Here is a 12,538-nt window from a genome sequence, read left to right as displayed (position 1 = left end):
GGTCAGCAAGGTCAGCAAAATGATTCTTCGCAAGGCTCACAGGATCAACAGCAAAACTCTGCAGACAATGAAAACTCGCAAAGCAAAGCTGATAGCCAACCTCAAAGCACAAGCCAAGAGCAAGCAGAAGACCAATCGAGTGCAAACGCAGACAAACAAGAGGGCGAGCAATCTAAGGAGCCAAGTACAGCAAACCAGTCTGAGGAAAAAGAGCAGGATAAGCCACAGCCTCAAAGTGCAAGCGCACAGCAAGCTTCAGGCGAAAAAGGTGATAAAAATGCTCAACAAGCTGTAGCACAGGCCTCAGGGCAACCGCTATCGAGTGACCCGGATATGCGAAAGCTTGAGCAAGTAGAGAGTGCGCGTGACCCAAGCCAACTGCTTAAAGCGCAAATGATTTTACAAGCACAACAAAAAAGTGCTCCTAACAACCAGAACAAAAAGTGGTAACCATGCGATTTCTAAATAAGCCATTTTTATCCATAGCCCTAACACTGCTGTTGGGCGCTTTCTCGTCATTTTCAGCATTGGCTGCTAATGCCGTAGCAAGTGTTTCACAGAACAGTGTCACCAAAGATGAAGTATTCCTACTGAGAGTTACCACCGACGAGAAGGTCTCTTCTGATGCTCTAGATCTCACCGCGCTTCAGCAAGACTTCTATGTTGGCACACCAAGCTTTGGGTCATCGATGCGCATCATTAATGGTAGCCGTTCGGTGTCAAGCGAGTGGAACATCACCCTTGCTCCACTGCGCTTAGGCCAGGTACAGATCCCTAGTTTTGATATTGAAGGGGCTAAAACCAAGCCCATCACCATCAATGTAGCCGTTAATAAAGCGGCGCCAACTCAACACGATATGGCTGAGTTTCAACTTAACCTAAGTAAGAGCTCACTATACCCACAAGAGACCGCAGAGCTTGATGTAAAGCTGATCATTAAAGCAGACCCAAGAAGGCTTCAAGATCCGATAATCGCGCCACCGAGCTCTTCAGGCTTAGATGTGGAACCTATTGGGGAATCGAAGCAATTTCAAGACGTTCTCAATGGAAAGGAGGTGACGGTAGTTCAACAGTCATTCCGTATCTCATCGCAAAAAGCAGGTCAATTTAAGCTGAACGGGCCGAAGCTAACAGGAGCTGTTGTCTACTCAACCAACAACTCCAGTACAACACGTTTGTTCCAACTCGACACACCCGTTGAAACCTTAGATGTCACCGTAAAGGATGTGCCAAAAGGCTACAAGGGTGAGTGGTTACCAACATCAAACTTCAAATTGATACAGCAATGGTCTGATAGCCAAGGTAACGAATTAACCGGTAACAAAGGGTTAGAAGGCGATAAGCAAGCCATCGAAATGGAAGCGGGTGATTCGTTAACTCGTACTATTACCATGACGGCGAGTAACTTAACGCAGCACCAACTACCAAAACTGAATATCACCTACCCTAAATCGGTTCGTGTTTATGAAGAAAAGCCACAATTGGGTACCACAAAGTCCGGCGATGCAGTTGTAGTGTACACACAGGTTCTAATCCCAAAAGAAGCAGGAAACATCTCGCTTCCTGACGTTTCCCAAGCTTGGTTCAATACTGATGCCCAATCAGAACAAACCAGTAAAGCTCAGGGCCTAGAGCTAACAGTAACAGCAAGTGATCGTGTTGTATCAAGCGCACCTCCTGTTGCTAGCGCGCCGCTCCAACAAACAGCGCCAACGGTGATTAACGTCGATAACCCAGGGTTCTGGCCTTATCTCACCGCCCTATTTGCTGCTTTATGGTTGATTAGCTCTGCGATGGCCTTCTACTTCTGGTCACGCCGCGGTGTAACGACAAAACCAACATACACTGTTGAACGTAAATCAGATACCGCAGAAGCACTTATTGAAGCGCTAAGAACGAAAGATGGCGTGCTGACCAGAACCTTATTTGAGCGATGGAAATCTGAAAATTCAGATCTAAGTAATGAGGCATTGCAAACCCTTGAAGCCGAACTCACCAACCTAAACCAAAGCCTTTACGGTGAAGCCGGTTCATCAGCCCAAACATGGAGTCCTGATCTGGCAATCAAAACGGTGAAGAAGCCCAAGAGAGTCGCGAGTAAAAAGCATAATAGCTCGTTAGAAAAGCTTTAGTCGACACTGCTCATCAAGAACAGTCAAGCACAAAGGCCGTTGATCATATGAAGATCAACGGCCTTTGTTTTAAGAAAGAGAGGCTGTGACTTTTTTACGTTTTAATGCAGAAACAATTCGATTTCGCCCCGAATCTTTGGCTTGATACAAGGCTTTATCTGCCTTGCCATACAACAAATCAAAATCGAACTGATGCTGGTCAGACGTTATCGAGGCATAGCCAACGGATGCCGTTAAATATGGGCTGGTACTACTTTCACAATGCAGGATTTTTGCCTCTTCAATGCATTTCCTAATCGACTCTGCACGTTGCTTTGTCTCTGAGTGATTCGTGCCAATCATCAACAACATAAACTCCTCTCCGCCAATCCGACAGAAGGTTTCTTTATCATTGTGAACATGGGCATTCAGTATCTCACCTACTGTCCTCAGAGCCGCATCCCCTTCAGTATGACCGTAGACACTGTTGTACAAACCAAAATGATCAAGGTCGACAAGAATCAACCCAAATGTAATTTCGTTCTGTGAGGCAAACGCACCTTGATCGTTGCAATTCAAGTCTTCTAAAACCTGCGACAACATACGGCGATTTCCAAGGCGTGTCAGAGGGTCGAGTTTAGAAATGATATCCAATTGTTCATTCGCCAACTCTAGCTCTTGGGTACGCTTACTGACTTCTTGCTCCAGTGTTTCATTGAGTTTTTTCAGCTCTTCTTGAGCCATGGTTCTTTGCAGCACCTCAGCAAGGCTTGAAGCAAAGATACGTATGACCTCTCGAAGCTGTGAGGTTAGCGGGCTACGAGTTAGCAAGTTGTCGGCAGCGATAAACGCAATTGGCTCACCCGTGTTTGTGGTGAGCATAGTCATGGCCGTCCAACCAACGCCGACAATATTGAAATCGTGATAAATCGGGACCGACTCTTCGAACGCGACTTGATTCGGACAAGCACGTGCTGCCGCGACAATGTCACGCTCCACCAGCTCAGAGCGATAATAAGACTCATCGACAATATCGCCTTTGATGTCGGTACCCCACGTACCCTGCATGTAACTGCATTCTTTGTCCGTCAGGAAAACCGCCAGCCGATCGATACCTAGATGTTGAATCGCAAAACTAACGGCAGACTTACAGACTTCACTGACGCTATCGCATCGAGACAGCTCAACCATACTCGAGTGCAACATACGTATGTTCTGCTCTTGGCGCTTGCGAATGTAGATCTGAGAAAGCAGAGAGCCAAAAGACTCAAGCATCTGCTTTTGATAGTTAGTAATCGGTGAACGATGAATGTAGTTATCCATGGCAATCCAACCGACAGGTTTGTCGCCTTCACGCAAGATAAGCATACCATTCCAACCCTGCCCGACCACCTTACCTTCTGTATACAGGGGCGCATTATCGATGATGACTAAATTAGTATGATTATCAGACAGCGCTTCAATGTATTCCGCTTCAAGTTGATGCAAATCGTACTGTGTGTGGTGTTCACTGTTGGTTTTACCCGCTTCGTCGGTGCCATAAGTACCACTGAAACAACGCTTTTTCATATCAAGCAACATGAAGATCGCACGATCAAACCCTAGCCTATCTCGAACAGCCTCAACCGAGGCTTTATACAACGCATCGAGTGATTCGGGATTGGAAAGCTCAAGCGCGACCTGATGGACCAGCTTCATGTTCTCTACAAACAGTTCACGTAGCTTTATCTCGTCTAAATATTGAGCTTCACGTGTGTCTCTGTGTTTGATTTCAAGCGCAGCGTTCTTCTCTGCGCGAATGCACTGCCAACGGGCTGCGGCTAACTGAAGTACATCAAGGTCTTGATCAAAAGTCTGGTTGATCTGCTCTGTACAGCAATTTTGAACAATTAAATAAGTTCTGGAGGCAGGCGCATTGTCGAGCATCATGATGAATGACTCACCGCCAAGTACCTTCATGTGTTCCCACTTACAGGTGTTGATAGCCATTGGCAAAACCCCGTCCGCGGTATCGAACTGAGCAACCCAAGGCCAAAATGTAGCGGGATAGTTCGCTAATGAGGTGAGTTCGCCGTAAGAGAATAGTGGTAATGCGTCGCTCTCTGGCGTTGGCTCAGCAAATATGCCAATTCCTTTGGGAGCTAACACCTCAATCAGATAGTCAAAAAGAGACTCTGCCAACAGACGGTGGTCGCGTGTCGCAGATATTTGTTTTGCAAAGGCTTTAACAGGCACAGCTTCCTTCCATTGGCGATTAAGAATAAAGCAAAAATACAGAAGCCTTGATATGCAATCAATGTAAGTAAAAATGAGATGTTAAGCGGGTCGCAGTTTCAACTTTAACATTATCACAAGCATGAGAAGGACGACAAAAATGGGATTCTCTGCCCAAAATCACATCGACATTGGGGCTTTTTTAGACACATAAAAAAGCCCCACCTAAAGTGGGGCAAAACTTCCATCGCTTATAGTTATAGTGATAATTCTGTTGTTCTATTCGATTATCTAACCTGCGTTTCAGTTAGTGTGTAAAGGTATCTAATCGCTTAAATACCACACGTAAATCGTCGATTAACCAAAGTCACCGTTTACGTAACCTTTAGTACGATCATCTTTTGGTTCACTGAAGATAACACTGGTTTCGTTATGCTCTACAAGCTCTCCCATTAAGAAGAAAGCCGTGCGGTCTGAGATACGACGCGCTTGCTGCATTGAGTGCGTTACGATAACGATAGTGAAGTCTTTCTTCAGATCTTCCATCAATTCTTCAATCTTGTGTGTCGCGATTGGATCTAGAGCCGATGTTGGTTCATCCATCAGGATTACATCTGGTTCCATTGCAATGGTACGTGCGATACATAGACGCTGTTGTTGACCACCAGACAGACCAAATGCATGCGCTTTTAGACGGTCTTTTACTTCATCCCACAGTGCAGCACTGCGTAGCGAGCGCTCAACCACTTCATCGATGTGTTTTTTGTCTTTGATACCTTGAGCACGTAGGCCGTATGCCACGTTCTCGTAGATGCTCATTGGGAACGGGTTTGGCTTTTGGAATACCATGCCTACGCGGATACGTAGGTCAGCGACATCGATATTACCGTAGATGTCCGTGCCATCCATATCCAGCTTACCTTTGATAGTAACGCCTTCAATTAGGTCATTCATGCGGTTCAAACAACGCAATAGTGTTGATTTACCACAGCCAGACGGGCCAATCAGAGCAGTCACCTGACGAGTTGGAATTGGCAGGTTGATAGATTTAAGCGCTTGGTTGTCGCCGTAAAACAGATCTAGGTTCTCAATATCAAATTTGTTCATGTTCGTAATCTCTAAATTCTTAAATTCGTGTCTAACTTGATGCTTTCTTTATCACGGGGGCTCTCTTTATTGTTGAGCCAGTAGCTAGTGAGCTTAGTAAGTTGCCGTGTTGAAGCGTCTTGCAATCAGTTTTGTAACCATGTTGATCAAGAGAACCAATACGATTAGGACTGTCGCCGTGCCGTAGGCTTGGTTCCACTCATCGATAGTAAATAGCTCTGTTGTCAGCTTATATAAGTGAACCGTTAGTGTACGGCCAGAATCGAATACCGACTCAGGAACACGTGCCACCATACCTGCTGTTAAGAACACAGGCGCTGATTCACCAATTACACGACCAATACTAAGAATGACCGAAGTTAAGATACCTGGCATTGCGCTTGGTAAGATCAAACGCCAGATAGTGTAGATTTTTGAAGCGCCAAGGCCGTATGAGCCTTCACGGTAAGTTTGTGGTACTGCCATCAATGCTTCTTCTGTAGTACGAATGATTACAGGAAGAATCAGGATACTTAGCGTTAGTGCACCCGACAGAATCGAGAAGCCAAGACCAAGAATCGATACAAAGAAGGTCATACCGAATAGACCGAAGATAATCGACGGAATACCCGCTAGAGACTCAGTACAGAATCGAATCGCTTTAACCAGTCGGCTACCCACTTTCGCATATTCAGTTAGGTAGATTGCCGTCATGATACCCAGTGGTGCTGCAACGGCAATCGATGCAATTACCATGTAGATCGTGGCGATGATCATTGGGAAAATACCACGTTCTTCACCAGTACGAGTGTAATCGTCAGTGATGAAGTTCCAATCTACGTATTGCAGACCGTTCGATAGGATGTACCAAATAATCCAGAATAAGAAACCAACAGTGACTGCTGCTGCCGCCCAGATAAAACCCTTTAGGATGTTATCTTTAGTTTGACGGGCTTGTTTTAGTTTTACGAGATCCATATTACTCATCCCCGCTTACTTCGATTTTTCACGGTTAAGATAAAGTAGAGCACCATTTAACATCATGATGAACACTAGAAGTACAACACCGGTTGCGTAGAGTGCATTTGCGTGAACGCCACTTGCGTAAGACATCTCAATCGCAATGTTCGCTGTTAGTGTACGAGCCGAGTCCAAAATACCTTCTGGCATTGCTGGAGCGTTACCCATCACCATGATGATTGCCATGGTTTCACCAAGTGCACGACCGATACCTAGAATCACACCAGTCATAATGCCTGAACGAGCGGCCGGAACGAGCAGCTTAAAAATCGTGTAGATTTTAGAAGCACCCAATGCAAGTGAACCTTCCTTATAGGTGCGTGGCACTGCACGAATCGAAGTTTCAGAAACCGTAATAACGGTAGGAAGAATCATGATACCCAGAACGATGATACCTGCCAGGATGGTGTTACCCGCTGGTACAGAGAAGATGTTCTGAATCATTGGAACGATAATTACCAGACCAAAGAAGCCGTAAACTACCGACGGGATACCCGCTAGAAGTTCAACTGCTGGTCGAATAATATCTGCAAGACGCTTAGGAGCAATCTCAGCAATAAAAATAGCGGTTAGTACACCTACTGGAACACCAACAACTACAGCGCCTAGTGTCGACACAATCGATGCAACAATCATGGTTGCAACACCGAATAGAGCTGGAGGTAACCAGTCAACACCCAAAACGATGCCAGAAACACCGGCTTCTTGGAATGCAGGGATACTCTCTGCAACGATAAAGTAAGCGATAACGGCTAGTGATACGATGCCGATTACAGCACTCGATAAGAACAAGCCGTGGAAGATTCTTTCTCTCCAGTCAACGCGCTTCTTGGTGCGCAGACTCGGCTTATTGATTTGAGTCGCTTCAGTATTCATAAGCTTTTCACTATTTGCGATGGTCATATATAAAATCTCAAACTTTGTGGCTCAAAAAGAGCTCGAAATAACCAAAGTTGAAAGAAAAGGCTCAGCCTAAAGTCAGGCTGAGCAATAATTTAAAGTGAGTCAGTTAAGATTAGTTAACTGTGATGTAGCCTTTCTTACCAGCGATAGCTTGAGCTTCGTCTGCAACCATCCAGTCTAGGAACTGTTGAGTTTCAGCTGTTGGAGCGCCAGACTTGTAAAGTACTAGGAAAGGACGAGCAACTTTGTAAGAACCGTTCTTAACGTTATCTACAGTCGCTTCAGCGCCGTCGATAGTTAGAGCTTGAACAGATTCGTCAACTGTACCTAGAGAGATAAAGCCGATTGCGTATGGGTTGCTTGCTACAGAAACTTTAAGTGCGCCGTTACCGTTAGCAACTTGTGCACGTTGAGAGATAGCCGATACTTTCTTATCGCCGATCTTCTTCTTAAGCTTCATGATGTCTTCGAATGCACCACGTGTACCAGATGCAGTATCACGAGTGATTGCTACGATTGGCTTGTCTGCACCACCAACATCTTTCCAGTTAGTGATGTCGCCTTTGTAGATTGAAGTGATTTGCTCAGCAGTCAGAGCAGATACTTCGTTATTTGGGTTTACAACAACTGCGATACCGTCACGAGCGATAACTAGCTCTTTCAGGTCAGCAGATTTCTCTTCTTCTTTAAGGTCACGAGAAGAGATACCTAGGTCAGCACTTCCATTTTTTGCTGCTTTGATGCCTGCAGAAGAACCTGGTGCTTGAATTTCGATGAACACTGGTTCGCCTTTATTCATGTAGGTTTCTGCAAAAACTTCAACCAGTGGAGAAGCACTGTTAGAGCCAACTACAGAGATAGTTTCTTTAGCTGAAGCTGTATTCACTGTTAGAGCGCCTAGAAGTGCGATTGCACCGATAACTGTCTTTTTCATCACAAATTTCCTTTAGTGGCGTTATTGCCGTAATGTTGTGTTTGCTTGAACGGTGCCCACTTTAGAATCCGAATGTGACAGTTGTGTTTCACTAAATTGAAGCCTATATGACAACTGCAATTTATTTTCTTGTTCTCTCCTTATTAGATGCCTTCAAAGTAATACATTACCTTGTTCTATAAGCACTAAGTATTTATTCCAACCAAATTAAAACAACCTGCGCAATTAACCATCACTGCTGTTCGTTACGTAGAACATGTCTAGATCTCCTCTTATTAGCCTTACCTTTATAAAGGTCAAGAGGCTTAATTGAACGATTAATAATCATTACCTATCAAATACCTATCACATATATCTAAATTGAATCCATTACTGATTGAATTGTCATTCTCAGAAGTTAGAATCACCCACTAATAACAATAATAACAATTGCTTCTGCTCATTTATTTATTCAAAGAGGGACATTACATGCGCCAACTTCTCAGTGGCTTATCTATAAAAATACAAATACTAATTCCTGTACTCTTTTCCGTCGTATTGCTTTTTACGGGGGTTATTATCGGTGGTGACAAACTAGAAAATGCCTTTAAAGAGGTATCTATCGCAACAGACCAGTTGATACTACATAAAGAAGAACTCAGCGAAATCGTCGACAACAGCTACGGTATGCGCATCAAAGCGATCTACAGCTTGTTCAATGCAGATGATGTGAAAACCTTGGTTCAAACTCTTAATGAAAAGCGCGACCTGAACACTCGTCTACTGAACTCCTTAAACACTGTGCCGGGGATGCAAGACGAAGTAGCAGCGATGAGTAAGGCGATGAATCATTATGTCGACTTTTCTCGTACAACAATGCTTCCTCTATTAAAGGCAAAACATGGTAATTCAGCTCTGTCTTCTGACTTCGATGCACGTTACCAAGTGGCCATTGACCAATACCGTCATGCTGGCAACGAGATGGTACAAGCCATCAATACCCTATCTAAAAAGCTCAACTTACTTGCAACGAAAGAAGTGGACATCAATGGTCAGCAACATACCAATACACTTGATACGGCGACGGTAGCACTGCTAGTTATCCTTTCAGTCGCACTAGGCATCAGTTGGGTACTCGCAAGCATCATTGTTAAACCAATAAGCAATATTCAGGCAACTATGCGCGAAGTCGCAAATGGTAACTTGCTAGTAAAAGCAGAAGAGTACGGCGACAACGAAATCTCTCGCTTAGCAAAAGACGTAAACCAATCGGTAGACCAACTGCGTGACACCGTAAGTTCACTTTCTCGAATCAGTATTGAAGTCGCTTCTGCATCCACAGAGCTGGCTGCAGTAATGACGCAATCAAGCGTGAACTCAGATCAAGAGAAGCAAGAAGTTGAGCAAGTTGCTTCTGCAGTAAATCAATTGGAGAGCACAGCTTCTCACGTTAACGAAAATGCAGTTCAAGCAGATTCGGCATCTAAGCAAGCCGACGAAATGGCAACGCACAGCATGAGTTTGTTTAACGAAAGCAACAAAGCCAATGAGCAAATGGCTATTCAGCTTAGTGAAGCAGCGAATGTTGTGGGAACACTGAAAGAGCACTCAGAACAGATAGGCAAAGTGATTGAGGTGATTCAAAGCATCTCTGAACAGACCAACCTACTTGCGCTGAATGCAGCTATTGAAGCGGCGCGTGCTGGAGAAAGTGGTCGTGGTTTCGCTGTGGTTGCCGATGAGGTTCGAATGCTAGCGGCACGTACTCAAGACTCAACCAAAGAGATACAAACCATTATCGAAGGTTTGCAGGTTCAATCTGGCAATGCGAACGAGAGCATGAGCAGCTCACTGGCGATGCTAGAGCACAACCAAACACTTGCAGCTGAAGTAAGCGAGGCTCTTTCTGGTATTGCCAACTCGGTAACGGACATGACGGAAATTAACACTCAGGTAGCCTCGGCAGCGGAAGAACAAAGCCAAGTGACGTCAGACATCAACCGCAATATCTCCAACATCTACAGCTTAGTAAGCCAGAACGTAACCGGGATTACTCAAGCTGCTGCTGCAAGTCATGAGTTATCCAACCTTGCCGAGCAACAGAAGCAACAGTTGGGCTTCTTTAAGGTTTAGGGTTTGACTTTATAGTCGAAATAACCCGCCTCGTAGCAAAAAACCAGTCACTCGTGACTGGTTTTTTTTATTCATAGGCTCTTTCATTGAATAAACCTCGCTACTCAAGCTCTGCATCCCAAATTCGTTCTATCGCTTCGACTCTTCTGATCTGCTTTGAAGGAAAGTGGGCAACTCTGAGCTCCGCAATTGTCTCTTGTCGTTCGGCCTGTGTTAGCCCAGTGTCGTCTAAAATATCTTTTCGTTCCGCTAAGTAAATTTCTAAAGCACCTTCAAAATCCGCTCTTTGTTGGTCCAGTACTTCAAGCCTTTGCGCCGCTTCATCACCCACTAGTTCATTTCGCTTCAAGTATTTCTCTTGCTGATCAAGCCCTTCAGAGTTGGATAATTGTTGAAGCAACACCTGATTCTTGTGACTCGTTTGAACATAATCGGCTTGCTCAGAGATTAAAGAATCTAACCGCTGTTGGTACTCCAGCTCATTCAACCCTTCTTGCTTCAATCGAAGCTTTTCTAGGGCAATTTCCCTAATTTGGTTATCGTGAGTAAATAAAATACTTATCTCACTCGGGCTAAAAAACTGAGCCTGAAGATCGAGTAAAGCTAGGTTTAAGCGTTGTAGATCATCGACAGAGATCGAGGTGGGGTCGAACTGAACGTCCAATGACGTCAATGCCGACTTGTAATCAAGGTATTTGGCAAACAAGGCATCGTCGACAATCGCACCTTGTGATTGAGCATGATGTTGAGCAACGTTGCTACGAATATCTTCAAGGGTTAGCTCTGTTTGTCCAGAGACGAAGTAATCCATAGTGTCTTTGGCCGATGCACTATCAATATCAGTATCTTGTTGAGAACTCACTTTCAACGAGGAGATACTTTGTCGTTCGTCACCGCTTGGGTTCAAGCCCTCTTCCACTGGATATAAAATAAAGACCGCCGCTGCACTCATCAGGGCTATCGTGGTTATCGAAAAAATGGCGGCCTTATTCATTATATTTTCCTTATTGTGTTAACGAATCATCAGGACAAGCTACAAGCCTGCCAACTTCAATCGGTTCGCGTGCTGGCGATACAATGTTACCGGGTCAGTCTCAAACAAATGATGGATGCCCAGCAAACCGTTAATCTCATCCAGATGATTCATTTTGTAATCATCCCCAATCACTTTACCTAGGTGAGCACTACAAGCTCCAACAAGCCCATCATTTGGTTCGTTAAACGCTAAACCTAGCACTGTCATCGCCGCATCGGTCGGGTCCAAAAGATTGGTAAAAGTGGAAGACCCTGTCCATGAGTAGTAATAAACGCCGTTACTGGCTTGCCACTCACCATCACCACATGCAGAGGTTGGAACCCCTTCAGGATAAAATTGATTGAAAGCAAGAGAACCTTCTGTCGTCAACGCTTCTAGTGATGCCAAGCCATCTTGTTCGAGGTCTGTGCCACCAGACAATAGATTGATGAGTGTCGTCAAACCACCCGCCAACTTAACCGCAATTCCCTCGGTGACAGACCCTTCAGGTACGGTTCCACGAACTAAATCCGCTACCTTTGAACCTTTATGAACGCCGCCAATACTCGTTACCGACGCGACAAGGTCTGGTCTCACTGAGGCCACATACCGCGCCGTAGGGCCACCATGACTGTGCCCGACAAGGTTAACCTTATTTGCCCCTGTTGCCGCTAAAAGTGTCTCGACTTGAGCCAGTAACTGCTCTCCCCTAACCTCTGAGCTATTCGTCGCTGATACCTGTGCAACATATACGCTCGCGCCATCTTTGGTTAAGGATTCAGGCACTCCGTAGAAGTAATCCACACCTGCTAACGTATCGAACCCAAATAAGCCGTGCACCAACACAATGGGATATTTGGTTTCAGTGTATCCACTGACTTCCAACGCCGATGCGCTCGTTCCTGCATAAACCCCCATGCTGGATAGGCAGGCGATTGTCCAAATTAATATCTTTTTCAATGCTCTTTCCTTAAACAAGTTAGACCTCTGATGAGTATCAAAAACGTAGGTGATAATTTTATAAAACTAAAAAGAGTGACTCTATATTTGTGATATTGAACTGGAAATAAACAATTGCAATTAACATTGAACGACGAAAGTCACAACAAACGAGAAATAAAATAATCAATTGATTAATAACTG

At 44.7% G+C, this 12,538-nt stretch carries 9 protein-coding genes and 1 pseudogene; 3 read left to right on the top strand and 7 right to left on the bottom strand.

What is annotated here, in order from left to right; all coding sequences use genetic code 11:
• A pseudogene (locus tag BCT81_RS12820) lies at window positions 1–450 on the top strand (hypothetical protein); the annotation flags it as partial.
• Window positions 451–452: 2 nt separating this feature from the next.
• Window positions 453–2,132 (top strand): BatD family protein, encoded by a 1,680-nt coding sequence (locus BCT81_RS12815; RefSeq protein WP_102424662.1) that lies wholly within the window; start codon window positions 453–455, stop codon window positions 2,130–2,132.
• 69 nt (window positions 2,133–2,201) lie between these two features.
• Here the strand turns inward: BCT81_RS12815 and BCT81_RS12810 are convergent, their stop codons facing one another.
• The 5 genes from BCT81_RS12810 to BCT81_RS12790 form a co-directional block, all read right to left on the bottom strand.
• Entirely contained in the window at window positions 2,202–4,346 is a 2,145-nt protein-coding gene (locus BCT81_RS12810; RefSeq protein WP_102424661.1) for a GGDEF domain-containing protein, read from the bottom strand.
• 336 nt (window positions 4,347–4,682) lie between these two features.
• Window positions 4,683–5,432: a phosphate ABC transporter ATP-binding protein PstB gene (pstB, locus tag BCT81_RS12805; protein ID WP_004737715.1), complete on the bottom strand. Its 750-nt coding sequence runs from the start codon at window positions 5,430–5,432 to the stop codon at window positions 4,683–4,685.
• Between the two features lie 93 nt (window positions 5,433–5,525).
• Entirely contained in the window at window positions 5,526–6,389 is an 864-nt protein-coding gene (pstA, locus tag BCT81_RS12800; RefSeq protein ID WP_032498030.1) for a phosphate ABC transporter permease PstA, read from the bottom strand.
• 15 nt (window positions 6,390–6,404) lie between these two features.
• Window positions 6,405–7,334, bottom strand: coding sequence for a phosphate ABC transporter permease subunit PstC (pstC, locus tag BCT81_RS12795; RefSeq protein WP_008215818.1), 930 nt, complete (start codon window positions 7,332–7,334; stop codon window positions 6,405–6,407).
• Window positions 7,335–7,446: 112 nt separating this feature from the next.
• The gene (locus BCT81_RS12790; RefSeq protein WP_102424660.1) at window positions 7,447–8,268 is read right to left on the bottom strand and encodes a phosphate ABC transporter substrate-binding protein; all 822 of its coding nucleotides are present in this window, start codon (window positions 8,266–8,268) and stop codon (window positions 7,447–7,449) included.
• 468 nt (window positions 8,269–8,736) lie between these two features.
• Between BCT81_RS12790 and BCT81_RS12785 the strand changes: the two genes are divergently transcribed.
• Window positions 8,737–10,380, top strand: coding sequence for a methyl-accepting chemotaxis protein (locus BCT81_RS12785; RefSeq protein ID WP_102424659.1), 1,644 nt, complete (start codon window positions 8,737–8,739; stop codon window positions 10,378–10,380).
• A gap of 100 nt (window positions 10,381–10,480) precedes the next feature.
• Here BCT81_RS12785 and BCT81_RS12780 read toward each other — a convergent pair whose 3' ends face one another.
• Window positions 10,481–11,374 (bottom strand): lipase secretion chaperone, encoded by an 894-nt coding sequence (locus BCT81_RS12780; protein WP_102424658.1) that lies wholly within the window; start codon window positions 11,372–11,374, stop codon window positions 10,481–10,483.
• Between the two features lie 39 nt (window positions 11,375–11,413).
• Window positions 11,414–12,355 (bottom strand): triacylglycerol lipase, encoded by a 942-nt coding sequence (locus BCT81_RS12775; RefSeq protein ID WP_102424657.1) that lies wholly within the window; start codon window positions 12,353–12,355, stop codon window positions 11,414–11,416.
• Window positions 12,356–12,538 lie beyond the last annotated feature (183 nt).

It is taken from the genome of Vibrio sp. 10N.261.52.A1, from assembly GCF_002876325.1.
In the GTDB taxonomy this organism is placed as follows: domain Bacteria; phylum Pseudomonadota; class Gammaproteobacteria; order Enterobacterales; family Vibrionaceae; genus Vibrio; species Vibrio chagasii.
This window is presented reverse-complemented; position numbering and strand designations above follow the sequence as displayed.